This is a genomic window from Vulcanococcus limneticus LL (assembly GCF_943369875.1).
In the GTDB taxonomy this organism is placed as follows: domain Bacteria; phylum Cyanobacteriota; class Cyanobacteriia; order PCC-6307; family Cyanobiaceae; genus Vulcanococcus; species Vulcanococcus limneticus_A.
The window spans coordinates 150,852-175,771 of sequence record NZ_CALROT020000005.1 but is presented as its reverse complement, the minus strand read 5'-3'; the positions used below and the strand labels follow the sequence as shown (position 1 = coordinate 175,771).

At 72.6% G+C, this 24,920-nt stretch carries 23 protein-coding genes and 1 tRNA gene; 11 read left to right on the top strand and 13 right to left on the bottom strand.

What is annotated here, in order from left to right; all coding sequences use genetic code 11:
* Nucleotides 1-39 precede the first annotated feature (39 nt).
* On the top strand, nucleotides 40-345 hold the full coding sequence (locus ACLV7J_RS07950; protein ID WP_411868556.1) for a YciI family protein: 306 nt from the start codon (nucleotides 40-42) through the stop codon (nucleotides 343-345).
* Nucleotides 346-549: 204 nt separating this feature from the next.
* Here the strand turns inward: ACLV7J_RS07950 and rdgB are convergent, their stop codons facing one another.
* Nucleotides 550-1,203, bottom strand: a complete 654-nt coding sequence (gene rdgB, locus ACLV7J_RS07945) for an RdgB/HAM1 family non-canonical purine NTP pyrophosphatase (RefSeq protein ID WP_411868555.1) — start codon at nucleotides 1,201-1,203, stop codon at nucleotides 550-552.
* 77 nt (nucleotides 1,204-1,280) lie between these two features.
* Nucleotides 1,281-2,747, bottom strand: a complete 1,467-nt coding sequence (locus ACLV7J_RS07940) for a phosphoglucomutase/phosphomannomutase family protein (protein ID WP_411868554.1) — start codon at nucleotides 2,745-2,747, stop codon at nucleotides 1,281-1,283.
* A gap of 146 nt (nucleotides 2,748-2,893) precedes the next feature.
* Between ACLV7J_RS07940 and ACLV7J_RS07935 the strand changes: the two genes are divergently transcribed.
* Nucleotides 2,894-4,357: a TM0106 family RecB-like putative nuclease gene (locus ACLV7J_RS07935; protein ID WP_411868553.1), complete on the top strand. Its 1,464-nt coding sequence runs from the start codon at nucleotides 2,894-2,896 to the stop codon at nucleotides 4,355-4,357.
* A 21-nt stretch (nucleotides 4,358-4,378) separates the two neighbouring features.
* Here the strand turns inward: ACLV7J_RS07935 and ACLV7J_RS07930 are convergent, their stop codons facing one another.
* A complete protein-coding gene (locus tag ACLV7J_RS07930) occupies nucleotides 4,379-5,296 on the bottom strand; it encodes a YgfZ/GcvT domain-containing protein (protein WP_411868552.1) in 918 nt (305 codons plus the stop codon).
* On the bottom strand, nucleotides 5,293-5,958 hold the full coding sequence (pyrE, locus tag ACLV7J_RS07925; RefSeq protein WP_411868551.1) for an orotate phosphoribosyltransferase: 666 nt from the start codon (nucleotides 5,956-5,958) through the stop codon (nucleotides 5,293-5,295). The genes ACLV7J_RS07930 and pyrE overlap by 4 nt, the downstream gene beginning before the upstream one ends.
* Before the next feature lie 79 nt (nucleotides 5,959-6,037).
* Between pyrE and ACLV7J_RS07920 the strand changes: the two genes are divergently transcribed.
* From ACLV7J_RS07920 to ACLV7J_RS07905, 4 genes are all read left to right on the top strand, one after another.
* Nucleotides 6,038-6,607, top strand: a complete 570-nt coding sequence (locus tag ACLV7J_RS07920) for an Occludin/ELL family protein (protein WP_411868550.1) — start codon at nucleotides 6,038-6,040, stop codon at nucleotides 6,605-6,607.
* Nucleotides 6,608-6,619: 12 nt separating this feature from the next.
* A tRNA-Ile gene (locus tag ACLV7J_RS07915) sits at nucleotides 6,620-6,692 on the top strand.
* An 86-nt stretch (nucleotides 6,693-6,778) separates the two neighbouring features.
* Nucleotides 6,779-8,047: a hemolysin family protein gene (locus ACLV7J_RS07910; protein WP_411868549.1), complete on the top strand. Its 1,269-nt coding sequence runs from the start codon at nucleotides 6,779-6,781 to the stop codon at nucleotides 8,045-8,047.
* A 35-nt stretch (nucleotides 8,048-8,082) separates the two neighbouring features.
* Complete coding sequence (locus ACLV7J_RS07905; protein ID WP_411868548.1) at nucleotides 8,083-9,075, top strand: Gfo/Idh/MocA family oxidoreductase; 993 nt, start codon at nucleotides 8,083-8,085, stop codon at nucleotides 9,073-9,075.
* Between the two features lie 27 nt (nucleotides 9,076-9,102).
* Here the strand turns inward: ACLV7J_RS07905 and ACLV7J_RS07900 are convergent, their stop codons facing one another.
* A complete protein-coding gene (locus ACLV7J_RS07900; protein WP_411868547.1) occupies nucleotides 9,103-12,357 on the bottom strand; it encodes a glycoside hydrolase family 15 protein in 3,255 nt (1,084 codons plus the stop codon).
* A 206-nt stretch (nucleotides 12,358-12,563) separates the two neighbouring features.
* Here ACLV7J_RS07900 and ACLV7J_RS07895 point away from each other — a divergent pair, with 206 nt between their 5' ends.
* Nucleotides 12,564-13,253 carry a WecB/TagA/CpsF family glycosyltransferase gene (locus tag ACLV7J_RS07895; protein ID WP_411868595.1) on the top strand — a complete coding sequence of 230 codons (690 nt, stop codon included), beginning with the start codon at nucleotides 12,564-12,566 and terminating at the stop codon, nucleotides 13,251-13,253.
* A gap of 232 nt (nucleotides 13,254-13,485) precedes the next feature.
* On the opposite strand, the gene ACLV7J_RS07890 is transcribed toward ACLV7J_RS07895, so the two are convergent.
* Nucleotides 13,486-13,629, bottom strand: a complete 144-nt coding sequence (locus ACLV7J_RS07890; protein ID WP_094589924.1) for a photosystem II reaction center protein K — start codon at nucleotides 13,627-13,629, stop codon at nucleotides 13,486-13,488.
* Nucleotides 13,630-13,658: 29 nt separating this feature from the next.
* Nucleotides 13,659-14,882 carry a tRNA guanosine(34) transglycosylase Tgt gene (gene tgt / locus ACLV7J_RS07885; protein WP_411868546.1) on the bottom strand — a complete coding sequence of 408 codons (1,224 nt, stop codon included), beginning with the start codon at nucleotides 14,880-14,882 and terminating at the stop codon, nucleotides 13,659-13,661.
* Nucleotides 14,883-14,965: 83 nt separating this feature from the next.
* On the opposite strand from tgt, the gene ACLV7J_RS07880 reads away from it, so the two are divergent.
* Entirely contained in the window at nucleotides 14,966-15,790 is an 825-nt protein-coding gene (locus tag ACLV7J_RS07880; RefSeq protein WP_411868545.1) for an adenosylcobinamide-GDP ribazoletransferase, read from the top strand.
* Between the two features lie 35 nt (nucleotides 15,791-15,825).
* Here the strand turns inward: ACLV7J_RS07880 and ACLV7J_RS07875 are convergent, their stop codons facing one another.
* The gene (locus ACLV7J_RS07875; RefSeq protein ID WP_411868544.1) at nucleotides 15,826-17,010 is read right to left on the bottom strand and encodes a sensor histidine kinase; all 1,185 of its coding nucleotides are present in this window, start codon (nucleotides 17,008-17,010) and stop codon (nucleotides 15,826-15,828) included.
* A gap of 533 nt (nucleotides 17,011-17,543) precedes the next feature.
* Here ACLV7J_RS07875 and ACLV7J_RS07870 point away from each other — a divergent pair.
* Nucleotides 17,544-17,915, top strand: a complete 372-nt coding sequence (locus ACLV7J_RS07870; RefSeq protein ID WP_411868543.1) for a DUF3155 domain-containing protein — start codon at nucleotides 17,544-17,546, stop codon at nucleotides 17,913-17,915.
* Nucleotides 17,916-18,052: 137 nt separating this feature from the next.
* Here the strand turns inward: ACLV7J_RS07870 and ACLV7J_RS07865 are convergent, their stop codons facing one another.
* Nucleotides 18,053-18,712 (bottom strand): alpha/beta hydrolase, encoded by a 660-nt coding sequence (locus ACLV7J_RS07865; RefSeq protein WP_411868542.1) that lies wholly within the window; start codon nucleotides 18,710-18,712, stop codon nucleotides 18,053-18,055.
* Between the two features lie 78 nt (nucleotides 18,713-18,790).
* Here ACLV7J_RS07865 and purH point away from each other — a divergent pair, with 78 nt between their 5' ends.
* Together purH and ACLV7J_RS07855 are read left to right on the top strand one after the other, a co-directional pair.
* Complete coding sequence (gene purH, locus ACLV7J_RS07860) at nucleotides 18,791-20,359, top strand: bifunctional phosphoribosylaminoimidazolecarboxamide formyltransferase/IMP cyclohydrolase (RefSeq protein ID WP_411868541.1); 1,569 nt, start codon at nucleotides 18,791-18,793, stop codon at nucleotides 20,357-20,359.
* A gap of 82 nt (nucleotides 20,360-20,441) precedes the next feature.
* Complete coding sequence (locus ACLV7J_RS07855; RefSeq protein WP_411868540.1) at nucleotides 20,442-20,906, top strand: DUF4079 domain-containing protein; 465 nt, start codon at nucleotides 20,442-20,444, stop codon at nucleotides 20,904-20,906.
* Nucleotides 20,907-20,939: 33 nt separating this feature from the next.
* Here the strand turns inward: ACLV7J_RS07855 and ACLV7J_RS07850 are convergent, their stop codons facing one another.
* The 4 genes from ACLV7J_RS07850 to ACLV7J_RS07835 all read right to left on the bottom strand — a co-directional run bounded on the left by ACLV7J_RS07850 (nucleotide 20,940) and on the right by ACLV7J_RS07835 (nucleotide 24,893).
* Complete coding sequence (locus ACLV7J_RS07850; protein WP_411868539.1) at nucleotides 20,940-21,590, bottom strand: DUF1997 domain-containing protein; 651 nt, start codon at nucleotides 21,588-21,590, stop codon at nucleotides 20,940-20,942.
* A gap of 157 nt (nucleotides 21,591-21,747) precedes the next feature.
* Nucleotides 21,748-22,974: a 4-hydroxy-3-methylbut-2-enyl diphosphate reductase gene (locus tag ACLV7J_RS07845; protein WP_411868538.1), complete on the bottom strand. Its 1,227-nt coding sequence runs from the start codon at nucleotides 22,972-22,974 to the stop codon at nucleotides 21,748-21,750.
* Between the two features lie 121 nt (nucleotides 22,975-23,095).
* Complete coding sequence (locus ACLV7J_RS07840; protein ID WP_411868537.1) at nucleotides 23,096-23,434, bottom strand: P-II family nitrogen regulator; 339 nt, start codon at nucleotides 23,432-23,434, stop codon at nucleotides 23,096-23,098.
* 7 nt (nucleotides 23,435-23,441) lie between these two features.
* The gene (locus ACLV7J_RS07835; RefSeq protein ID WP_411868536.1) at nucleotides 23,442-24,893 is read right to left on the bottom strand and encodes an ammonium transporter; all 1,452 of its coding nucleotides are present in this window, start codon (nucleotides 24,891-24,893) and stop codon (nucleotides 23,442-23,444) included.
* Between the last annotated feature and the right edge of the window lie 27 nt (nucleotides 24,894-24,920).

The window sequence follows — 24,920 nt, the reverse complement described above, 5'->3', positions numbered from 1 at the left end:
CCGGCGTCTGCAGGCTAGGCAGAGCGCCGCACGCGGGCCATGCCCTGGTTCATCAAGACCGAGACCTTCCGGGTTCCCCACGCCGAGGTCCGTCCCCACCTGGAGGCCCACCGCGCCTGGGTGGCGCAGCAGCGGGCCAGGGGGGTGCGGCTCAGCAGCGGCTATCTGGTGGATGGAGAGGGCCGTCCCGGTGGCGGCGGCCTGCTGCTGCTGCAGGCGGCGGACTACGCCAGCGCGGCCGCCCTGGTGCGGCAGGACCCGATCGTGGCCAGCGGCTGTGTGGACTGGCAGCTGCAGGGCTGGCTCCCCGCCGTGGGTGACCTGGCCACGGATCTGGGGGATTGAGCGGTCGTCCCGCGGGGTCATGGCGCCCCGCGGGTGCTTGGCGGCAGGAGAGCTGTGGCGTCGAGCGAGCCTTGGCGTCCAGAGAGCCTTGGCGCCCACGGAGTGTCCAAGGTTCTGTACAGCCTGTACAGGTTCTGCGGAGGCCTGGACGTGGGGTTCGCTGGGCCCAGGGGGCAGGGACCTGCGCCCAAGAGCCAGGGGGGCTCAGGTTCCGGCCAGCAGCGCCTGCAGCCGCGGCCGCAGCAGGGCGAAGGCGCGGCCGCGGTGGCCCAGCACGGCCTTGCGGGCGTGGTCCATCTCGGCGAAGGTCTGCTGGGCCTCCGGCACGAAGAACACCGGGTCGTAGCCGAAGCCGCCCTCGCCGCGGGGCGCCTCCAGGATCGTGCCGGGACACAGGCCCTCCACCTCCAGCACCACGGCGCCACTGGGATCGGCCAGGGCCAGGGCGGCGGTGAAGTGGGCGTTGCGGTTGGCGGTGGCGCCGCTGCGGCCAGGCCCGGCCTGCGCTGTCTCCAGCTCCTCCAGTAGGCGGGCGATGCGGGCGGCGTCGCTGTCGGCGTAGCGGGCCGAGTGGATGCCCGGCGCCCCGCCGAGGGCCTCCACGCTCAGGCCGGAGTCGTCGGCGAGGGCCCAGTGCCCGGTGGCGCGGGCCACCGCCTCGGCCTTGAGGCGGGCGTTCTCGGCGAAGCTCTGGCCCGTTTCCTCCACCTCCAGGCCCTCGGGCTGGGGCCGGATCTCCAGGCCCAGATCCGCAAGCAGCGCCGCGAACTCGCGCACCTTGCCGGCATTGCCGCTGGCGATCACCAGCACCGTGGGGCGATCGCGGAGGGCCGCGGCTGAGGCAGGGCTGGTGGACATGGAGCGGAGAGCGGGCGGGGCCCGGCGGTGGCGAGGGTGAGGCGCGGCTCGGGCGAGCGGCCCGGGCGCCGGCCGGCTCAGATCGACTCGGCGAGCTGCCGCGCCCAGTGCAGCACGGCGGCCACCCGCTCGGGGCTGGGGGCCTCGCAGTAGAGCCGCAGCAGCGGTTCGGTGCCGGAGAAGCGCAGCATCAGCCAGTGGCTGGGGCCGAGGCGCAGTTTCACTCCGTCGGTGGTGATCACCTCCTGCACCGGCGCGCCGGCCACCTCGGCCGGCGGCGTGGCCGCCAGGACGTCCTCCAGGCGCCGGCGGGTGGCCATATCCGGCAGGCGCAGATCGAGGCGGTCGTAGGCGGCGGCGCCGCCGCAGCGGGCCTGCAGCGCATCCAGGCGCTCGCCCAGGGGCTGGCCGCCCTCCACCAGGGCCTCGATCAGCAGCAGGGCGGCATAGAGGGCATCGCGCTCCGGCAGGTGACCGCCGAAGCCCACCCCCCCCGACTCCTCGCCGCCCACCAGCACGTCCCCCGCCAGCATCTCGGCGGCGATGTACTTGAAGCCCACGGCCTTCTCCAGCACCGGCCGGCCCAGGCCCTCGGCCACCAGCTGCATCAGGTCGGAGCCGCTCACGGTCTTGATCACCGTGCCGCCCAGGCCCCTGGCGCCGGCCAGGTGGTCGATGAACAGGGGCATCAGCAGCTGGGTGCTGCAGAAGCGGCCCTGCTCGTCCACCGCGGCGATGCGGTCGCCGTCGCCGTCAAACACGATGCCCACCGCCGGCCGGCCCGCCAGGGTGGAGGCGCGCACCTCGGCGATCAGCTCCTGCAGGTAGGGGGCCAGCGGCTCGGGCGGGTTGCCGCCAAACAGGGGGTCACGGGTCGCCCGGATCTCGCGCAGGTGGTCGCTGGCGGCGGCCTCGTTCAGCAGGCGGCTCAGGCCACCGGCGGCCGAGCCGTGCATCGGATCCACAATCACCTGCCAGCCCAGGCGCTGCAGGGCCGCACTGAGGGCCGCGGTGTCGACCTTGGCCTGCAGGCCCGCCAGGTAGGTGCCCATGGCGTCGAAGCGGAGCGTTTCCCCGGGGATCGGCACCGTGATGCCGCCGGCCTCCAGGCGCCGCTCCACCCGCTCGGTGAAGTCGCCCTCCACCGAGCCGCCGAAGGGGCCCTTGATCTTCAGGCCCAGCCACTCGGGCGGGTTGTGGCTGGCGGTGATCACCAGGGCCCCGAGGGCCTCCCGCTCCACCACCGCCCAGCTGGCGGCGGGGGTGGGGATCGGCGCCTCGGCCAGCACCGGCACCAGGTCGGCCCCCCGCACGGCGCTGCAGATGGCCTCCGCCAGCTCGGGGGCCAGGAAGCGGCGGTCGTAGCCGATCACCACCTCGCGGCTGCGCAGGCCCTCCGGGGCCGAGAACTCCAGCTCGCGGGCCGCGGCGGCCGCCACCGGCAGCAGGCGCTCCACGGTGATGTCCACCCCGAGGATGCCGCGCCAGCCATCGGTGCCGAAGGCGATCGGGCTGGCCTCCAGGGGCAGGGGGGCAGAGGCCATCGGCGGCGCTGACGATTGGGGATGGTGCTAGCAGCCGGCCGGGGGGGCTGCGGGATCGCGGGTGCCGGCGGGTCGGCAGGCCACCCGGGCTCCGCCCGGCTCCCCGTGATGCTGCGCCCTAGCGTCGGGGTTGATCGCCCCGCCCCGTGGCTGCCCCCCCGCTCACCGACCGGCTGCTGCGCAGTTGGCTGCGCTGCAAGCGGCGGGCCTGGCTCGATCGCCACGGCGACCCCGACCAACGGCTCTGGAGCGCCCACCGGGCCCTGCAGCTCGACGACCAGCGCCGCAGCTTCTCCAGCCTGTTCCCCGAGCGCCCCGGCCGCGGTGACGCCGCCGCCAGCGCCGGTGCCGCGGCGGTGGTGGGCCTGCGTCTGAAGACCGAGGGGCCCCATGGCCTGCCGCTGGAGGCCCACCCGCCCCTGCTGCAGCGGGTGGCGGGCCGCAGTCGCTGGGGCGAGCACGCCTACCGGCCCGTGCTGGCGCGCCAGGGCCGCAACCTCACCCGTGAGCACAGGCTGGTGCTGGCCTACTGGGCCCGGCTGCTGGCGGTCGAGCAGGGCAGCGCCGTGCCCAGCGCCCTGGTGCTGGCCGGCGCCGGCCGGCGCCTCAGCCGCGAGGAGCTCGCCCTCACCGGCAGCCTGCCGCGCCAGCTGGAGGAGGTGCTGCCCCGCCTGGCCGACGACCTGGCCCGCAGCACCGCGCCGCCGCTGGTGGCGGACCGCAAGAAGTGTGTGCTCTGCAGCTGGCGCGGCCTCTGCGATCAGGTGGCCGCCAGCGAGGGCCACCTCAGCGAGGTGAGCGGCATCGGCGCCAAGCGCCGCGAGATGCTGCTGGAGCTGGGGGTCACCACCCTGCCGGAGCTGGCCGCCAGCGACCCGCAGCAGCTGGCGGAGCGGCTCGGCGCCTGGGGCGAGCAGCACGCCGAGATCGCCGAGCAGCTGGTGACCCAGGCCCGGGTGCAGCGCGACGGCGTGCCCCGCCGCCGCGATCCCGCCCCGGCCCTGCCGGAGCTGGCCGGCGCCCCGGGGGTGCTCTTCTACGACATCGAATCCGACCCCGACGCCCGCGACGACTTCCTGCACGGCTTCGTGCGGCTGGCCCGCGGCGCCGATGGCTCCTGGGGCGATCCGCTCCAGGCCCCCTACCAGCCGCTGCTGGCGCTGCAGGAGCACGGCGAGGCCCACCTGTGGCGCCGCCTGCGGGGGCTGCTGGAACGGCATCCCGGCTGGCCGGTGCTGCACTTCGGTGAGACCGAATCCCTGGCCCTGCGGCGCATGGCCCAGCGCCAGGGGGCGACCGAGGCGGAGATCGCCGCCCTGCAGGCCCGCCTGGTGGACGTGCACGAGCGCATCCGCCGCCACTGGTGGCTGCCGGTGAACGGCTACGGCCTCAAGCCCGTGGCCAGTTGGCTGGGCTTCCGCTGGCGCCAGAAGGGCGTGGATGGGGCCCGGGCCCTGCTGTGGTGGCGCCAGTGGCGCCTCGGCATCGCCGACGGCACGGGCCGCGGCAGCCGCCACAACCTGCGCCAGATCTTCCGCTACAACCACGACGACGGCCTGGCCACCTGGGCCGTGGCTCGCTGGCTGCTGGAGCAGGACGGGCAGGTCTGAACCGGGGCGGCCCCGGGCCCCTCAGAGGCTTGGCTTGGCCGCCGCCGCCGGGGGCTCCACAAAGCCTGCGGGCATCCGGATCTCCAGGGGCCGACCGTCAGCGCCGGCCAGCAGCTGGGCCTCGCCGAGGGCCTGGCGGCGGACCAGGGCCAGGCCCTCGGCGCCCTGGGGAGTGCGCAGCACCGAGGTGATCGAGCCGGCCCGCTCGCCGGCCGTCGTGCGCAGGGGGGTGCCGGGGCTCAGGTCGTCGGCCGCCGCAGGGCCGGCGGGGCCGGGCGCGTCAGCCCGCCAGCTCCAGTGCCGCAACTGCTGCTTCACCCCGCCGGTGCTGGCCAGCTTGGCCAGGGTCTCCTGGCCCACGTAGCAGCCCTTGCTGAGGCTCACCCAGGGGGCCAGCCCCAGCTCGAAGGGGTTGGTGTCGTCGTTGAGTTCGCCGGGGGCCGTGGGGATGCCGTGGCGCAGGCGCCGCTGTTCCGCCTCCAGCGGCGTCAGTTCGGGCAGGGCTTCGGCCCAGGCCGGCAGGGCCTCACCGCTGCGCAGCAGCAGCACGGGCTGGCCGGCGCCGCCGCCGAGGTCCACCGCCGGGTGCAGGAGCTGGCCAGTGCCAGGGGGCGTGGAGCCCAGCAGCCGCACCAGGGTGGCCGGCTGGGGGGGCTCCAGCCGCACCTGGTCGGCGGGGAATAGCACCCGATCCAGCGCCTGGTGGATCGCCGCGGCCTCGCCGGCCAGCAGCACCAGCTCGGCGCTGCCCTCGTGCACCAGCACCAGGGCCAGGCCGCGCAGGCGGGCGGTGGGGCTGATCAGGCAGGTGGCCAGGCAGTCGCCCGGACGGGCCTGCTCGATCGCCTGGCTGCTCTGGCCGTGCAGGAACCGGCGCGTGTCCGCCCCCTCCAGCCGGATCAGGCTGACGGCACTGGACCAGCGGGCGGCGGTGCTCATGCCTGGGCCGCGCCGGCGACGGCGGTGCTGGCGGCACCGGCTGCTGCGGCGTTGGCCGCGGCCGCCGTGGCGGCCACCTCCTCCAGCAGGAACAGGCTCTGCAGCTCCAGACCCGCGGCGGTCATGGCCTCCAGGCCGCCCTCCTGGCGGTCCACGATCGTCACCACCCGCTCCACCACGTAGCCCGCCTCGCGCAGCTGCCGCACGGCCTTGAGCGAGGAGCCGCCGGTGGTCACCACGTCCTCGAGCACGGTGATGCGGCTGCCGGCCGCCGGCAGCGGGCCCTCCAGCCAGGCGCCGGTGCCGTGGCCCTTGGCTTCCTTGCGCACGATCAGGGCATCGAGCTGGCGGCCCGCCAGGGCGGCGGCCTGGGCCACGCCACTCACCAGCGGGTCGGCGCCGAGGGTGAGGCCGGCTACGGCCACCGCCTGCGGCTCCACCAGCTCGAGCATCCGGGCCGCCAGCAGCGCCAGGCCCACGCCGCTGAGGCTCACCGGCTTGCAGTTCACGTAGTGGTCGCTGCTGCGGCCCGAGGCCAGGGTGAACTGGCCGTGGCGGTAGGCGCGCTCGGCCAGCAGTTGCAGCAACAGCTGGCGCTGCTCCACGGCACCGGCCGGCAGGGGCTGCGGCAGGGGCTGGATCGGGGCCGGGGTCACAACCATGGGCCGGTGCCTCTGGCAAAGCGGGGAGAGGTTGTCTAGTTTGCGCCTACATCAGGATGTCTCTGTCATGGCCCGCGTCATGCCCCGCACCCCTGGGCTGCCGAGGGGGCTGCCGCTGGCCTCGGCCCTGGCCGCCGCCGCCTGTGTGGGCAGCCTCTGTCTGGCCCAGCCGCCCAGCGCCGAGGCCGGTCCGGTGGTCTGCAGCACCTCCCTGGAGGCCCCGCTGGCGGGATCCGGCGGCTACCAGGCCGGGTCCGTTGCCCCCGTGGAGGTCACCCGCTGTGGCCCCGTGACCACCACCTCCCAGATGGTGGAGAGTCGCTTCTTCTCCTACACCGCTCCCTTCGCCCGCGGCGTCGATATCACCCACCAGATCACCGACATCCTCGGGATTGCCATGGGTGGTGGCGATGGCACCAGGGTGATGGGTCTCGGCTTCCCCGACCAGACGATCGTCTGGGACGGCTCGGCCATTGGCAACACCGCCCGGGTGATGCTGGAGCAGCAGAGCACCCCCGTGCCCTGGCGCACCGCCGATGTGTCCAACGGCTTCTGCACCGGCCTGGCCCAGGGGGGCTGTATGGCCCCCGCGCCGGAACCCATGGCCCAGCCCACCACCTACTACACCCCCGTCCGCGGCCTGTGGTAGAACCCCGGCGCCGGGGGTCTAGCAATCTGGTGAATGCAGCGAACTCATAATTCGCCTAAGGCGGGTTCGATCCCCGCGACCCCCATCGGAGCGCGTCGTTCTGCCCGCCGCCGGCTGGCCCTGGGTCCCCTGCCTACAGTTCGGCCCTGACCCCGCGCCGCCCGCCACTCCATGCGCTATCTGGCCCTGGCGGCCCTGCTGCTTCTGCTGGCGTTCTTCGCGGCCGGTGAATTCGCCCTGATCCGGCTGCGCCCCAGCCGGGTGCAGCAGCTCCAGGCCGATGGCCATCCCGGTGCCAGGGCGGTGGCCCGGCTGCAGCACCGGCTGCGGCGGGCCCTGGTGGCCACCCAGCTGGGCAGTGCCCTGGCGCTGATGGCCCTGGGCTGGCTGGGCCGGGGCCTGGTGGTGCGCCTCGATCCCACGGTGCAGCGGCCCTGGATCGATCTGGCGGTGTTCCTGGTGCTGGTGGTGCTGGCCACCCTGGTGGGCGGCCTGGTGCCCAAGGCCTGGGTGCTGCACCGTCCCGAGGCCTCGGCCCTGCGGCTGGCCCCCCTGCTGGAGGCCGTGAGCCGCAGCCTGGCGCCCCTGCTACTGGTGCTGGAGCGCCTCGGCGACGGCCTGCTGCGGCTGCTGGGCCTGCCGCGCAACTGGGATGAACTGGTGCCGGCCCTCTCCGCCGGCGAGCTGGAGACCCTGATCGAGACCGGCGGGGTCACCGGCCTGATGCCCGATGAGCGCAGCATTCTCGAGGGGGTGTTCTCCCTGCGGGACACCCAGGTGCGCGAGGTGATGGTGCCCCGCTCCGGCATGGTGACCCTGCCGCTGGACGTGCGTTTCTCCCAGCTGATGGAGGCGGTGCACACCACCCACCACGCCCGCTTCCCGGTGATCGGCAGCTCCCTCGACGACGTGCGCGGCGTTCTCGACCTGCGCCGCCTGGCCGAACCGATCGCCCGCGGCCTGCTGCAGAGCGACTCGCCCCTGGCCCCCTACGTGACACCCGTGCCGCGGGTGCAGGAGACGGCCTCGCTGGCGGAGCTGCTGCCCCTGATCCGCAGCGGCCAGCCCCTGCTGGTGGTGGTGGATGAGCACGGCGGCACCGAGGGCCTGGTGACCGTGGCCGACCTCACCGGCGAGATCGTGGGTGACGAGGACGACCCGGAGGGCGACGAGGACGACCTGCAGCAGCTCCAGGACGACAGCTGGCTGGTGGCGGGTGATCTGGAGATCTTCGAGCTGAACCGCCAGCTGGGGCTGCAGCTGCCCGAGGCCGATGGCCACCACACCCTGGCCGGCTTCCTGCTGGAGCGGCTGCAGCACATCCCCAGCTCCGGCGAGAGCCTGCGCTGGAAGGGCCACCAGTTCGTGATCACGGCGATGGACGGGCCGCGCATCGATCGGGTTCAGATCACCCGCCGCAGCGCCGAGGAGGTCGCCTGATCGTCGATAATTCCGATCGCCTAGAGACCAACGCCATGAAGCCCGTCCGCGTTGGTGTCATCGGCATCGGTAACATGGGGTGGCACCACGCCCGGGTGCTGCGGCTGCTGCGCGACGCCGAGCTCGTGGGCGTCGCCGACCCCGACACCGCGCGCGGTCAGCTGGCCGTGGAACAGTTCGGCTGCCGCTGGTTCCCCTCCTACGAGGCGATGCTGCCGGAGGTGGAGGCGGTGTGCATCGCCGTGCCCACCCTGCTGCACCACCGGGTGGGCCTGACCTGCCTGCAGGCGGGCGTGCACGTGCTGATCGAGAAGCCGATCGCCGCCAGCCAGGAGGAGGCGGCCGATCTGATCGGCGCCGCCGATGCCGCCGGCCGGCTGCTGCAGGTGGGTCACATCGAGCGCTTCAACCCCGCCTTCCGCGAGCTGGTGAAGGTGGTGGCCAATGAGGAGGTGGTGGTGCTGGAGGCGCGCCGCCACAGTCCCAACCCCGACCGCGCCAACGACGTGTCGGTGGTGCTGGACCTGATGATCCACGACATCGACCTGGTGCTGGAGCTGGCCGCCGCACCGGTGGTGCGCCTGGCGGCGGCGGGTGGCCGCAGCGCCGAGGGCCCGATCGACTACGTGAACGCCACCCTGGGCTTCGCCAACGGGGTGGTGGCCAGCCTCACGGCCAGCAAGATGGCCCACCGCAAGATCCGCAGCCTCAGCGCCCACTGCCGCGGCAGCCTGGTGGAGACCGACTTCCTCAACCGCAGCCTGCAGATCCACCGCCGCTCCAACCTCTCCTTCAGCGCCGACCACGGCGAGCTGCTCTACCGCAACGACGGCTTCATCGAGGAGGTGAGCACCTCGCCGGTGGATCCGCTGGTGGCCGAGCTGGAGCACTTCCTGCAGTGCGTGCGGGGCGAGGAGCAGCCGGCGGTGGATGGCCCCCAGGCCACCCGCGCCCTGCTGCTGGCCGACCTGATCGAGCAGTGCGTGGAGCAGCCCACCCTCTGCATGACCCTCGACACCCCCATCTGAGCCCCCTGGGTGCCGCCGGCCGTGGCGTTACCCGGCCTCCGCCAGCTCCCGCAGGGCCTGCAGCTGCCAGCGGCGGCACAGGGCCGGCGAGGAGTGGTAGAAGCGGTCCCAGGCCTCGGCCTTGTGCAGGGGATAGAGATCCCGCGGCTGCTGCGGGTGCTCCTGCTCCCAGCCGACCCGCACCGCGTGGCCGATCACCACGTCGAGGGCCAGGTAGTCGTTGAAGTGCACCTGGGGGTTGGCGCCCACGAAGGCCATCAGGGTCACCAGGGTCTCGCTGCAGAGCTGGCGGTATTCGGCGGCCTCGATCTTGCTGAGCAGGTGCTCCACCAGGCTGGCGAAGTTGCGCTCGCCCGGCGTCTTCTCACTCAGCAGCGGCGCGCTCTCCAGCCGGTTGCGGCGCTCCAGCTTGTCGCCGATCACCAGGCCGCGGCAGTGGTGCAGCAGATCCCAGATGCCGGGGTAGAAGTCGCGCGGCACCTGCTGCAGGGCGCCGAGCCGCTGGCGGTGCTGCAGCCAGCAGTTGCCGCGGGGCAGCTCGTCGAGGGGATCGGGCACCTCCCAGCGCACCCGGCCGCTCACGTGTAGCTGCTCCTTGCGCTGCAGGGCCGCCTTGGCGTGCTCAACGTCCGCGATCACCTGCCGCAACTGGCGGCGGATCGCGTGGGGGGGCAGGTCGCAGAGGGCCTCGAAGGCCTCATCGGGCGCCAGATCCCGCTCCCCCGCCAGTTCGCTGGTGAGCAGCAGCAGCAGCTGCCCCAGCTGCAGGGTGAGGCTGCCGCTGAGCAGGGCCGGCTCCTGGCGCGCCAGGCCGTCGAGGGCCAGCAGCAGCTCCTGCTGCAGCATCCACTCCCGGCCGTCCTCGCCGCTGAAGCGCTGGATCATGGCGGCGATCGCGGCGCTGCCCTGGGGCTGGCTGATCAGCGACTCGTTGGTGTAGTTGCGTCCCACCACCACCTGCTTCTGGCGCACCAGCAGGTCGGTGAGGGCATCCTCCAGCTGGGGGTGGATCAGGCCCAGGGAGCCGGCGCAGCGGCGCACCACGTTCCAGTCGCCCTCGGCCAGGGCGCGGCGGTAGATCTCATCGAGCAGGGCCTGCAGGCTCGCCCGGGCGCCGGGGCCCTGCAGCTGGGCCTCCGGCCCCAGGCGCCGCACCAGCTGCTCCAGCAGTTCCGCCTGCTCCGGCAGCGAGGTGCTGCGCCAGAGGCGCTCAGCCAGGTCGCTGATGGGGATCTCCTCCAGCTCCTGTTCCTCGGCCGCCGTGAGCGGCGCCACGCTGGTGCTGGTGCGCAGCAGCGGCCGGGCATCGGGCTCCCGCGGCGGCTGGGGCAGGCCAGCGGCGGCGGGCAGGTCCACCCACACCGCCTGATCCTGCAGCTCGGCCAGGGGGGCGAGCTGCACCGGCACGCCCTCCAGGTGCCCGCTGCGCAGCTGCTGGCCCAGCCGCAGGATCGTCTCCGGATTGCGGCGGAACGGAGGCTCCGCCACCGGGATCAGCAGCAGCGGCGCGCCGCCGCCGCGCCAGTGGCGCTGCAGCTGGCTCACCTCGGTGGCCACCGCATCCACCAGCTGCTCCGGGTCGTCGGAGAGGTAGAAGGTGTCCTCCTCCAGCACCGCCGGCAGCACCGCCAGCAGCTCCTCGCCCTGGCGGTAGAGACGGGCGGTGGTCATGCTCTCCATCCGCACGGGCGGATGGCCGCTGAGCCCCAGCCGGGGGTTGGTGCCCACCGCCGCCATGCGCTCGGCCAGGTCGCGGGAGGGCACCACCCGCAGCCTGTCGCCGGCGGCGTCCGGCTGGGTCACCGGCAGCCCGGAGGCGGTCAGCTGCTCGGCGATGGCGGCCGTGGCGGGCACCAGGGCCACCAGCACCCGTTCGGCCCCGAGGCTGGCCCCCAGGCGCCGGCCGCTGGGATCGAGATCCTCCGGCAGCAGCAGCCCTTGGAGCAGCAGCTCCGCGAGCCAGCTCAGGCTCTGGGTCCAGAGCAGGGGCACGTTCTCGTTGGGCACCCGCGGCTGGCTGCCCGGGTGGCGGCGCTCGGCGGCGATGGCGGTCTCCGGCACCCGGTAGAGCTCGGGCAGCAGCGGCACGCCCTCCACGGGCACCGCCAGCTTGTCGAGGCGGGCCTTCCAGATCCAGGCCTCCCCCCAGCGCTCCTCGCAGCAGGCGGTGATCAGCTCGTAGGCCAGGAACAGCGGCCACTCGCACTCGATCCCCTCGAACTGGGCCAGCTCCTCCCGCTCGTAGTGCAGCCGGGTGTGGTCCTCGACGACGGTCTGGTGGCCATCGCGGCGGAAGCGCTTGTAGCCGTAGGGGCCCCCCAGCTCGCGGCGGATCTTGGCGCGGGTGCGCTCCACCAGGCCCGGTTCCTCCACGGCCCAGGCCGGGTAGCCGATCACCGACAGGCAGGCCGCATCGACTTCCTTGCTGGCCGACTCGCGCGGCAGCAGGCTATTCAGGGCCCGGCGCAGGCGCACGATCGCGTCGTGGGGGATGTGCAGGCGGCTGCGGCCGTCGCCGTGGGGGCCGTAGAGATCAAGGCCGTCGAGGGCTTCCAGGGCCGCCTTCACCAGGCCGATCGAGCTGGCGTTGCGCTCCGGCAGGCCGTGGTTGCCCTTGTCGCCCCGCTCCCAGATGCCGTAGTCGGCCACCCGGTAGGCCCGGGCCACGTAGTACACCAGGTTCTGGAGGAAGTCGCGCTCGTGGGCGCTGTGCACCACCACCAGGCCGGAGCGGGTCAGCTGCGCCAGCTGCAGCAGGTAGAGGGCCGTGGCATCCAGCTGCAGGTGCCCCCAGCCGTCGTCGGGCACCACCGGGTTGCCGGACCCGGTGTCGTACTTGGCGTGAAGGGCATCAAGCGGCGCCAGGCTGTGCTTGAAGCGCTCCACCTTGGCGGCCTGGCGCAGCATGGCGTTGAGCAGGCCGCGCATCAGCTGCAGCACCCGCTGCTCCAGCTCGAACACGCGGGTCGTGGGCCCGTCCAGGCGCCGGTGGGCCAGGGCCAGCCCCCAGACGCACTGGATCGAATAGACGCAGTCGCGCACCCAGGCGTCGCCGTAGTTGCCGTGCACCGTGTGGGCGGTGCTGGCGGGCAGCAGGCCGGTGATCGGGTGCTGGCGCTGCAGCACCACCCGCTCGATCTGGGCGTCGAGCTGCTCTAGCACGCGGCGGGCCTCGGCCTCGGCCAGCTGGCGGGGGGCGTCGGCGCCGCTGGCGAGAGGCGGGAGCGGTGCCGCCTCGCCTGGGGCCAGCGGGGCGGGCAGGGAGGCGCTGGTGGGGGTCATGGCGCGGAGGACCGGGGGGCGCGGGTGGCCAGGGGGCGCAGCTTGGCGGTGGGCCGGCCATAGATTCTCCCGCGCGGCCTGACCGGCAGATGGCATCCATGGCGACCAACGGCTCCGGGGTGGGCAGCGGCTCCAGTGCAGCTCAGGGCACTGGCTCCGCCAGCGGGGGGGCAGCAGGGGAGGCGCGGTCCTGGCGGGTCACCCCGGTGCTGGGGGTGCCGGTGGCGGTCTCCGCCAACGTCTTCGCTGCGGCCCTGGAGCTCAAGCAGCGCGGCGGCGGCCAGATCGTGACCCTCAACGCCGAGATGACCATGGCGGCCCGGGCCAATCCGGAGCTGGGGGCCGCCATCGCCGCCGCCGAGCTGGTGATCCCCGACGGCGCCGGCGTGGTCTGGGCCCTGGCCCGCCAGGGCTACCGGGTGCGGCGCAGCCCCGGCATCGAGCTGGCCCGTGCCTTGCTGGAGTACGGCGCCCGCCACGGCTGGCGGGTGGCCCTGGTGGGCGCCAGCCCCGAGGTGATGGCCAGCCTGCGGGAGCGCCTCGCCGCCGAGATCCCGGGCCTGGATCTGGTGCTCACCCTGCACGGCTACCAGGATCCCGCCCTCTGGCCCGGCCTGGAGGCCGAACTGTGCGGCCTCCGCCCCGACCTGGTGCTGGCGGCCCTGGGGGTGCCCCGCCAGGAGACCTGGATCCAGCGCCTGCACCAGGGCCAGCCGGGCCTGTGGATGGGCGTGGGCGGCAGCTTCGACGTGTGGGCGGGCAGCAAGCAGCGGGCCCCGGCCTGGATGGGTCGCCTGCAGATCGAGTGGCTCTATCGCCTGATCCAGGAACCCAGCCGCTGGCGGCGGATGCTGGCGCTACCGGCCTTCGCCTGGGAGGTGCTGCGGCGCGGTTGAGGCGAGCCTCTGGCGGCGGCCACGAAAAAAGCGGTGGGCTGGGGGCCGCACCGCTGGGGAGATTCAGGTCGGGGGTTCTCCTTCTGGAGAGCCTGCGTTGATTAGGCGGAATCGACGGACCGGAACGATCAGCGTCGCCTCGGCTTGCTCCTCAACTCGCATCGCCCATCAACCTGGGCTGAACACCCGGAGGTCGTGGCCGGATCGGTTGTCTGGCAGGGGCCCTGGCGGCTCAGCGGAAGCCGACGGAGGCCTGCCACACGAAGGCCAGTAGCAGGAAGAACAGGGGGATGATCGGCAGGATGTCCACCAGGGGACCGAAGGCCTGGTAGGCCTCGGGGAGCTGGGCCAGGGTCTGCAGGGCGTAGGCGGCCATCCCGGAATTCACTGAGCGTGAGGCGGACGCTACCACGTGTGGGCGGCTGGGGAATCCGGTTCCCAGGGAGCGAAATCCTCTGCAAAACAGCCGTCCTGGATCGCCCGGCCCATGGCCGTGGTGAAGCGCACCAGCTGGGTGATGTTGTGCAGGCTCAGCAGGATCTTGCCGAGCATCTCCTCGGTTTTGATCAGGTGGTGCAGGTAGGCCCGGGTGTGCTGGCTGCAGGCCGGGCACGGGCAGCTCGCATCCATGGGGGTGTGGTCATGGCGGAAGCGGGCGTTCTTGAGGTTCCAGCGCTCGCCGCCCACCAGGGCCGCGCCGTGGCGCCCCAGGCGGGTGGGGATCACGCAATCAAAGAGGTCGAAGCCGTTGGCCACGGCGATGGCCATCTCCCGCAGGGTGCCCACCCCCATCAGGTAGTGGGGCACCGCTTCCGGTAGCAGCGGCCCCACCTGGCGCACGATCCGGTGCATCTCCTCGGCCGGCTCGCCCACGCTCACCCCGCCCACCGCGATCCCCGGCAGGCCCATCGAGGCCACCACCCGGGCCGATTCCTCCCGCAGCGCCGGGAAGCAGCCCCCCTGCACGATGCCGAACAGGGCCTGGTCGGCCCTGGAGTGGCTGGCGATGCAGCGCTCCAGCCAGCTGTGGGTGCGGCGGCAGGCGGCGGCCACATCGGCCTCGCTGGCGGGGTAGGGGGGGCACTGGTCGAAGGCCATGGCCACGTCGGCCCCCAGGGCCATCTGGATCGCCATCGAGCGCTCGGGGGTGAGGTCGATCCGGGCCCCATCGCGGGGGGAGCGGAACACCACGCCCCGGTCGTTGATGGTGTTGATGGCCCCGAGGCTGAACACCTGGAAGCCGCCGGAATCGGTGAGCATCGGGCCGTCCCAGCCCATGAAGCGGTGCAGTCCGCCGGCGTCGGCCACGATCTGCTCACCGGGTTGCAGATGCAGGTGATAGGTGTTGGAGAGCACCATCTGGGCCCCGGTGTCCCGCAGCTGGGACGCCGTGACCCCCTTCACCGTGGCCAGGGTGCCCACCGGCATGAAGCGCGGCGTGGTGACCACCCCGTGGGGGGTGTGGAAGCAGCCGCAGCGGGCCCGGGTGCGGGGGCACTGGGCCGTGACCGTGAAGGGGAAGGCCGCGTCGCCGGGGCTGGAGGCCGGCGGGGCGGCTGGTGCGCTGCTGGCGCCTGCGGGGCCCGGAGTGGCGGCGCCGTCGGGGGTGGTGGTGCCGCTCGCGCTCAAGGGGCCGGCCGGGGGCAGGGTCTGCCGCGACCCTAGGTGCCGGTCGCGGCAGGATTCCCGCACACCCTCGGCCCCCGCGCCCCATGGCCCGATCCACCCAGCCCAGCGCGCCGTCCTGGCTGGCGGACCTGGCGGGAGCCTGGGTGTTCTATTCGGTGCTGCCCCTGCCGCCGGGGCTGCGGCCCCGCTTTGAGCGCATCGCCCGCTTCGCCCCCTGGATCGGCCTGATGATCGGCGCCCTGGAGGCCCTGCTCTGGGCCGCCGGCGAGGGGCGGCTGCCGCTGCTGGCCCAGGTGGCCCTGGTGCTGGCCCTCGGCCTCTGGATCAGCGGCGGCCTGCACCTCGATGGCGCCATGGACACCGCCGATGGCCTGGCCGCCGGCCGCGAGCGCTGCCTGGAGGCCATGGACGACAGCCGGGTCGGGGCCAGCGGCGTGCAGGCCATGGTCCAGCTGCTGCTGCTGCGGGTGGCCGGCCTGGCGATGCTGGCGGCGGCGGCCCCCTGGGGGCTGGCCTGGGCGGCGGTGTGGGGCCGGATCGCGCCGCTGGTGGCGATGCAGGCGTTCCCCTATCTGCGGGATCCAGCCTTGCGGGATCCCGCGGGGCCGGGCTCCGTCGGCGTCGCCGCGGGCACGGCCGGTTTCCACCGCCGCCACTGGCGAGGCCTGGGGCCCGAGCTGCTGCCGGCCGCGCTGCTGCTGGGGCCGCTCACGGCCGCGGCCCTGGCCTGGGCCCCAGGTGGCTGGTGGTGGCAGGGCTGGCTGGGGCTGCTGCCGGCCCTGCTGGTGCCCTGGCGGCTGGGGCGGCGCCTGGGCGGCCACAGCGGCGACAGCTACGGCGCCTGCGTGGAGTGGACCACCAGCTGGAGCCTGCTGTTGTTCGCCCTGGCGCGGCTGCTGCCGGGGTGATTGCGCTGGGGCGCCCTGCCGGGGGCAGGCCCGCGTCAGGGCCCGGGCAGGCTCAGCTGGAAGGCATTGCCCTCGGACGGCAGGGCTGGATCCACGGCCGCCGGCGGCACCACCAGGCTGAGCTCGCCGCCCAGGCCGCGGGCCAGGTCCCGGGCCAGCGCCAGCCCCAGGCCGCTGCCGCTGAGCCCCTGGCCGGTGCTGCCGCGCACCCCCCGCTGGAAGATCGCCTCCCGCTCCAGCACCGGGATGGCCGGGCCGCCGTCCCACACCGTGAGGCTCAGCGGCGCCTGGGCCCCCTCGGGTGCCCGGCTGCCCGAGGCGCTGCAGTGCAGCCCCACGGCGCTGCCGGCGGGGCTGTAGCGGAAGGCGTTCTCCAGCAGGTTGGCCACGATCTCGCCCACGGCGCCGCCATCGCCCCGCCAGCTGGGAAGGGCGGCGGGGCCGTGCCAGGGCCGTCCCTGCAGGCTGGCGGTGGCGCTGGCCCGCTCCAGCAGCGGCGTGAGGATGGCTTGCAGCGACGCGGGGGCCTCGCCCGCGAGGCCGGCGGGCAGCAGCAGGCGCGTGCCTTCGGGGGCGGCGGCGATCAGGGCGCCGGGGGCCGGGGCCGGTTCCACGGCCGGGGCCGCCAGCAGGTCGATGGCATCCACGTAGCGGTTCAGCTGCCGCTGTTCGCCCAGCAGCTGGTCCACCAGGGTGCGGTTGCCGGGATCCCCCTCCAGGCGCCGCAGCAGCAGCTGACCGAAGGTGCGCAGGGCCGCCAGGGGGTTGCGCAGCTGGTGCACCAGAAGCCGCAGCTGTTCGTCGCGGCGGTCCAGCTCCCGGCCCAGGCGCTGCTGCTCCAGGTCGAGCCGCAGGGCCTCGGTGAGGCAGCGGGCGGTGGCGTCGAGCCGATCCCCCAGATCCCGGGGCCAGGGCCAGCGGTCCGCGTCCACCCGCAGGGCCCCCAGCAGCAGGCGGTCGTCGCGCAGGGCCAGCCAGCGCCGGGCCTCCCCCAGCTCGACACCGGCATCAGGGCTGACGGTGCTGCCGCCGCTGGCGCCAGGCGTGGGCGGCGCCGGCAGGGCCGGCTGGCGCGGCCACTGGCCGATCGGCACCAGCGACGGCTTGCCGTTCTCGCCCGGCAGCGCCAGGTAGACCACCAGGGCCAGCAGATCCGGACGATCGGTGAACTGGGCAAGCTGCTGGTCCAGCAGGGCCAGAAACCGCTTGGAGACTTGCATCTGGGGCGGTGTTCAGAGCGGGGCCTCGGCCCTGATCTCGAAAAGTTTCGGGATCCGCGTTCGAAATCCGGGAAAAAGTCTTAAGATGCCTGTATCGACCACTACCTCGCGGCCCGGGAGCGGGTCTCGAGGCGTCGACCCGATGGCCCAGCTTGCAGTTTTCTGCAAACAAGGCTACAGCAGGAGAAGTCTCGTCCCCTGCTGCCGGGCGGCTCCACGGTGTGCTTGCACATCGCTGCCGCCCGCGTCTGTGGTCCCCCAGCTCGGATGCTCCACCTCAGGCAGGCCCCACGGGCCCTCCTGATGCGGGCGCCCCGCTGTGGATCGCGCCGTTGCTCCGAGGCTCTGCCCGCAGGCCCCCTGCCTGCAGTCCCTCGGCTGGGACCCCGCTCCCGGTTGCCCGACGTATGGGCGTTGCCGACTCCGGCTGCCGCACCTGCGACATGCCGACCCTTGCCGACCGCTGCGCTCCTCCCCGACACAGCCGTCCCCATTCCTCCGTTTCTCAGCCTCCCCACGGGGAGCTTCACTCCATGTCCAAGAAGCGCAAGCGGATCAGTCGCCGTCGTCTGGCGGGCCAGCGGGTTCTGGCCCATGTGGTGACCCACAACATCGAAACCGGCGACCACAAGCCCGTCACCGCTGCCCGTCGCTACATCGCCGAGCAGACCATCGTGCCGCCGGCGCTGCTGAACGTGCGTCGCAACGAGCACACCACCGATCGCTTCTTCTGGGGCGAGAAGGGCCTGTTCAGCGCCCAGTACGCCGAGGAGAACCACTTCCTGTTCCCCTCCCTGCGCGCCATCGTCGATCGCATTGGCGAGGAGACCCTGTTCGCCGGCCTGGAGTCCATGGCCGCCGACGACTGGGAGGAAATGGAGGAGTACGAATACGCCTTCGTCTGATCGGGCCTGTGCCCATCGTTGGCTGAGCGGCTCCTGGTCGGCTGTCTCGCCCTCACGCACCCCTGGCCGGCCCCGCAAGGAGCCGGCTTTTTCATGGGCGTGCCGCACCGATGGCCTGGACGCCGCGGTGGCCGCGCTCAGGCCGCCGGATCGGCGGCCCCCAGGCACGCCTGCACGAACTGGCGGATCGCCGGCAGGGCCCCGGCGTCGATCGTGTGGCCCCCGGGGAAGGCCAGCAGCTGGGCCGCCTGGCCCGCCTCCGCCAGCCGCCGCTGCAGCTCCCGGCTGGCCTCGAAGGGCACCACCGGATCCTGCTCGCCGTGGCTGAGCAGCACCGGGCAGAGCGGGGGCCGGGGCTGCCAGTCCGGGTGGGGATAGCTGCTGCAGGCCACCAGGCCGGCCAGGGGCAGGGCGCTGCCGGCATCGAGGGCCATGGCGCCGCCCTGGGAGAAGCCCAGCAGCACCGTGCGCTCCAGCGGCACGCTGGCCCCCAGAGCCTCCAGTCGCTCGCGCAGGGCGCGGCGGGCGGCGGGCAGCTGGTCCCAGTCGATCGGCTGCAGGTCGTACCACTGGCGCCCGGCGCCGTAGGGGTGCGGCTCCGGGGCCCGCAGCGCCACCACGCTCACCCGGGGATCCACCAGCAGCTCGGCCAGATCCAGCAGGTCGTCGGCATCGGCTCCCCAGCCGTGCAGCAGCACCAGCCGCTGCTCGGCGTCGGCTGGGCCGAGCGTGATCCGGTCGGCGTCGGGGCCGGGCCCCCCGGCAGGGGGAAACGCGGAACTGGGGGTGCTGACCATCGGCTCTGGCGCGGGTGGTGGGTGGGGGGCAGGGCCGCTCCCGCTGCGTAGGTTGGCCCCAGAACCGCTGCTGCAGCCATGGCGCCCACGGCCCTCCTGAGTGTGTCGAACAAAGAGGGACTGGTGCCGCTGGCCCAGGGGCTGCTGGCGGCGGGCTACCAGCTGATCTCCAGCGGCGGCACCGCGGCGGCCCTGGCCGCCGCCGGACTGCCCGTGACCAAGGTGGCGGACCACACCGGCGCCCCTGAGATCCTGGGGGGCCGGGTCAAGACCCTGCACCCCCGCATCCACGGCGGCATCCTGGCCAAGCGCTCCGAGCCCTCCCACCAGGCGGATCTGCAGGCCCAGGGCATCGCCCCGATCGATGTGGTGGTGGTGAACCTCTACCCCTTCCGCGAGACCATCGCCGCCCCGGATGTGACCTGGGAGGCGGCCATCGAGAACATCGACATCGGCGGGCCGGCCATGGTGCGCGCCGCCGCCAAGAACCACGCCGACGTGGCGGTGCTGACCGACCCCGGCCAGTACGGCTCCTTCCTCGAGGCCCTGAAGGCCGGCGCCATCACGTCTGAGCTGCGCCGTCGCCTGGCCCTGGAGGCCTTCAGCCACACCGCCGAGTACGACACCGCCATCAGCACCTGGCTGGCGGCTCAGCTGGGCGAGGCCGAAACCGGGGACGCTGAGCGCCTGAGCCTGGATCTGCCCGCCAAGCAGACCCTGCGCTATGGCGAGAACCCCCACCAGAGCGCCACCTGGTTCGCCGAGCCCGGCGCGGGTCTTTCCGGCGGCGTCCAGCTCCAGGGCAAGGAGCTCAGCTACAACAACCTGATCGATCTGGAGGCGGCCCTCGCCACCGTGCGCGAGTTCGGCTACGGCGGCGTGGGGGCCGGCTCCCATCGGTTCCAGCCTGCCGCCGTGGTGGTGAAGCACACCAACCCCTGCGGCGTGGCCACCGGCAGCCACAGCTCCGACGCCCTGCAGCGGGCCCTCGACGCCGACCGGGTCTCGGCCTTCGGCGGCATCGTGGCGATCAACGGGGCCGTGGATGGCGCCACCGCCGCCCAGCTCACCAGCCTGTTCCTGGAGTGCGTGGTGGCGCCCTCCTTCAGCCCGGAGGCCCGCGAGGCCCTGGCCGCCAAGGCCAACCTGCGCCTGCTGGAGCTGCCCACCGAGGCGATCGCGCGGGCATCGCGCCGGCAGCTGCGCAGCGTGCTCGGCGGCGTGCTGGTGCAGGAGCTCGATGATCAGCCGGTGGATGAGAGCGCCTGGCAGGTGGTGAGCCAGCGCCAGCCCAGCGCCCAGGAACTCGAAGACCTGCGCTTCGCCTGGCGCCTGGTGCGCCACGTGCGCTCCAACGCCATCACCGTGGCCAAGGCCGGCCAGAGCCTCGGCATCGGCGCCGGCCAGATGAACCGCGTGGGCTCCGCCCGCCTGGCCCTCGAGGCCGCCGGCGAGCGGGCCCGGGGCGCCGTGCTGGCCAGCGATGGCTTCTTCCCCTTCGACGACAGCGTGCGCCTGGCGGCCAGCCACGGCATCGGCGCCGTGATCCAGCCGGGCGGCAGCGTGCGCGATGCCGAGTCGATCCAGGCCTGCGACGAGCTGGGCCTGGCGATGGTGGTCACCGGCCGCCGCCACTTCCTGCACTGAGAGGCCCGGCGGCGGTGCCCTGAACGGCGACCGGGTGCGGGCCGGCAGTAGCTTCACAGCCTTCGCCGCTCGCCTGCGCCCCATGCCGGACGCCCTCGCCTTCAACCTCAACTTTCTGCACCCGCTGGCGATGTGGGGGCTGCTGGCCCTGAGCGGCTACGCCATGCTGCTGGGCATCAAGGCCAAGAAGACCCGCACAGCCGACGCCGAGACCCGCAAGGACCTGATCAAGGGCCAGTTCGCCAAACGCCATTACCTGTTCGGCAGCGCGGTGCTGGCGGTGATGGTGCTCGGCACCTTCGGCGGCATGGCCGTCACCTACCTGAACAACGGCAAGCTGTTCGTGGGGCCCCACCTGCTGGTGGGCATCGCCATGACGGTCCTGCTGGTGCTGGCCGCCGCCCTCTCGCCCCTGATGCAGCAGGGCAACCTGATCGCCCGCAAGGTCCACGTGGGCCTGAACATGAGTGTAATGACCCTGTTCCTGTGGCAGGCGGTCACCGGCCTGCAGATCCTCAACAAGATCTGGGAGAACCGCCCGGCCTGAGCGCCGCGGCAGGCCGCGAACGGGCGGCCTCGCTCAGAACTGCGCCCGCCGCCGCGGCGGGCAGTCCAGGCCGTGGGTGGCGTGGAAGTCCTCTTGGACCTTCCAGGTGAGCCGGCGCGAGATCTGACGCACGATCTGGCGCAGCAGGTGGTCGCCGCTGCTCTGCACCAGGTTTTCGGGCAGCAGGCCGATCACGGCCGGCAGGCGGATCCACACGCTCAGATCCAGCTCCCAGCGCACCAGCGTGAGGCCGCTGGCCTCGCCTTCAGCCGCTCCCCCCGGCTGGTCGAGCCGCAGGGCCGCGTTGAAGCCCACGTCGTAGAGCTCCTGCAGGCTTGCCTGGAAGCGCTCGGGCGGCACCGTGACGATGCGGTACACCCCCTGGCTCTGGGGCAGCAGTTCCAGGCCGATGGTGGGCTCCACCTCGAAGCCGAAGTTGCCGAACCGGCCGAGGGTGAGCTGGTAGCCGTTGGGCCCGAGCCCGCTCACCTGCATCGGCGCCGCGCAGCGCCGGAACCAGCCCTCATGCCGATCCAGATAGCCGGCCACCAGGGCCGGCTCGGCCCGCATCTCCATCAGATCGGCGAACTGGCTGCGGTAGCAGCGCACCCGGGGATCGCCGCTGGAGCGCAGGGGCCCCAGCAGCTCGGTGTCGGGAGCGGCACTGGTGAGGGAAGGGGTCAACGCGCTCCGAAGGGTCCGATCGCTGCTCAGGCGAGGGAGATCAACCAATGTAACGGCGGCCTGGAGGGGCGGTCGCAGCCGTTGTGACAGCGGCGGCGGATTGGAGGGGTGCGGGGAAGGGGCTGCCCACCTGGTGGCGTGGGCTCCGGAGGGGCGCTCAGGCGTCGCTCAGGGCCATCAGCTGACGGATCACGTCCTCCACCACCCGATCGGGGGTGGAGGCGCCGGAGGTGATGCCCACCCGCAGGGGCCCCTCGGGCAGGAAGGGCTCCACCGTCTCCAGATCGCCACCGAGGGGCATGTGCTCGATGCGGTTGCCCGGGCCGATGCGCTCGGGGGTGTCGATGTGGAAGGAGCGGATGCCGCGGCTCACGGCGATCTCCTGCAGGTGGGTGGTGTTGGAGGAGTTGTAGCCGCCGATCACCACCATCAGATCCAGGGGCTCATCCACCAGGGCGAACATGGCGTCCTGGCGCTCCTGGGTGGCGTCGCAGATGGTGTTGAAGGCCAGGAAGTGCTCGTTCAGTTGGGTGGGGCCGAAGCGCTGCAGCATGGTGCGCTCGAACAGCCGCCCGATCTCCTCGGTTTCGCTCTTGAGCATGGTGGTCTGGTTGGCGACGCCCACCCGCACCAGGTCCCGGTCGGGATCGAAGCCGGGGGAGCAGGCCTTGGCGAAGCGGTCCATGAACGCCTCGCGGTCGGCGGTTCGGCTGGCGGGATCGGCGGCCTCGGCGCCGGCCAGGATGTAGTCGCTCACCATCTGGGCCTCGGCCAGATCCAGCACCACCAGATAGGTGCCGGCGAAGGAGCTGGTGGCGAGCGTCTCCTCGTGCTTCACCTTGCCGTGGATGATCGAGGTGAAGGCGTGCTTCTTGTGCTTCTCCACGGTGTTCCACACCTTGGACACCCAGGGACAGGTGGTGTCCACGATGTGGCAGCCGCGCTCGTTGAGCAGCTGCATCTCCTGCACGGTGGCGCCGAAGGCCGGCAGGATCACCACATCGCCGCTGGCCACTTCGGAGAAGTCCTTCACGCCGTCTTCCACGGAGATGAACAGCACGTTCATCTCGCGCAGGTGATGGTTCACCGAGGGGTTGTGGATGATCTCGTTGGTGATCCAGATCCGCTCGGTGGGGTAGTGGCGGCGCGTCTCGTAGGCCATGGCCACGGCCCGCTCCACACCCCAGCAGAAGCCGAAGGCCTCGGCCAGCTTGACGCTGAGGCGGCCGTGGCGCAGTTCGTAGCCGTTCTCGCGGATGCTGGCGATCAGGTCGCTCTGGTAGGCCTGCTCCAGGCTGCCTGCCACCTCGTCGGCCCGGCCGAAGCCGCGGCGGTTGTAGCGATCCGAGTGGTGGAGGGATCGCTTGAACGCGCGGGTATCCACGGCGGTAGAGCACGGTGGAGGCAACTCTATGGGGCCCCTGGGGGCTCTGGGCCCATGGGAAAGCCCCCCGGCGTTGAGGCCGGGGGGCTGGGGGGTGCTCCGTTTGCGTTGGGGAACGGCGTCAGAGGGCCGTTTCGCCGCGGTCCCCGGTGCGGATGCGGATGGCCGTCTCCACGGGGGTCACGAAGATCTTGCCGTCACCGATTTCGCCCGTGCGGGCGGCTTCGGTGATCGCCGCGATGGCCGCTTCGACCTTGTCGTCGGCCACCACGGTGCTGATCCGCACCTTGGGCAGGAACTCCACCGTGAACTCGTTGCCGCGGTAGCGCTCGATCTGTCCCTTCTGACGCCCGAAGCCTCGGACGTCGTTGATGGTCATGCCCAGGATGTCGATGGCGACGAGGGCGGTCTTGATGGCGTCCACCTTGGAGGGACGCACCACGGCTGTGATCTGTTTCATCGGGGTCTCAGTAGGTCATGGGGTCGTATGCCTCTTCGCCGTGGGCGACGAAGTCAAGACCGCGCTCTTCCTCCTCAGGGGTGACGCGCAGACCGACGGTGGCGCCCACGATCCAGAGGATGATCGCGGTGCCGATACCCACGAAGCCGTAGGAGATCAGCACGGCCTTGATGTGGGCCACAAACAGGCCGGCGTTGCCGCTCTTGGCCAGGATTTCCGCCGACTTGGGGAAGTAGTCGGCCGGCACCAGGGCCGGTACCGCGAGCAGGCCGGTCAGCAGAGCCCCCACCGTACCGCCGACACCGTGGACGGCAAAGGCATCCAGGGAGTCGTCGAACTTGATGGCGGACTTGACCTGGACCGCGATGTAGCAGGCGGCGGCCGTCGCCGCACCGATCACCATGGCCTGGGGCATGTAGACGAAGCCGGCGGCGGGGGTGATGCCCACCAGGCCAGCCACGGCGCCGGTGGCGGCTCCCACGGCGGTGGGTTTTCCGTCCCGGAACCACTCAATCAGGCACCAGGTGAGCAGGGCCGTGGAGGCCGAGAAGGTGGTGGTGAGGAAGGAGAGACCTGCGGCCGATGCGGCGAAGTAGCTGGCACCGTTGAAGCCGAACCAGCCGAACCACAGCAGACCGGCACCCAGGAGGATGAAGGGCACGTTGTGGGGCGGGCGCTTGCTCTCGGGGAAGTTGGTGCGGGGGCCCACGATGGCCGTGGCGACGAGCGCACCGACACCGGCGGCGATGTGCACCACGGTGCCACCGGCGAAATCGATGGCGCCGATCTCACCGAACGGACCAAGATAACCGCCGCCCCACACCATCTTGCACATGGGGCAGTAGATGAACAGGCTCCAGAGCAGGGAGAACCAGAACCAGGCCTTGAAGTTGATGCGCTCGACCAGGGCGCCGGAGATCAGCGCCGGCGTGATGATCGCGAACATCCCCTGGAACAGGGCGAAGGACGTGGCCGAGATGGCGAAACCATCGGCGAGGGGCTGGTCGCCCAGCTCGCCGCCGACGCCGTTGAGCCACATCTGGCCGAGGCCGCCGATGAAGGGGCTGCCGAAGCCGGTGTCGAAGGAGAGGGAGTAGCCGATCACCACCCAGACGACGCCGATGAGCCCCATCAGGAAGAAGCTCATCATCATCGTGTTGAGCACGTTCTTGGCGCGGGTGAAGCCGCCGTAGAAGAACGCGAGGCCGGGGGTCATCAGCAGCACCATGGCCGAGCCCATCAGCATCAGCAGGGTGTCGGCCCCGTTGGTGGGAACCTTCTGTAGAGCCGCCTTGGCGGACCCTGCCATCAGCGGCAGCAGGGCGGCGCCGAAGGCCAGCATCATCACGGCGTAGCGCTTGAGCTCAGGCTCCTGGACCTTGGCCAGGGCCTTGGTGCGGAAGCGGTCGAAAACGGCGAGCGGGGTAGGACCACCGCCCGCCACGGGGACATGGGTCATCGTTGGGGGCAACCTCTAGGGGGTTCG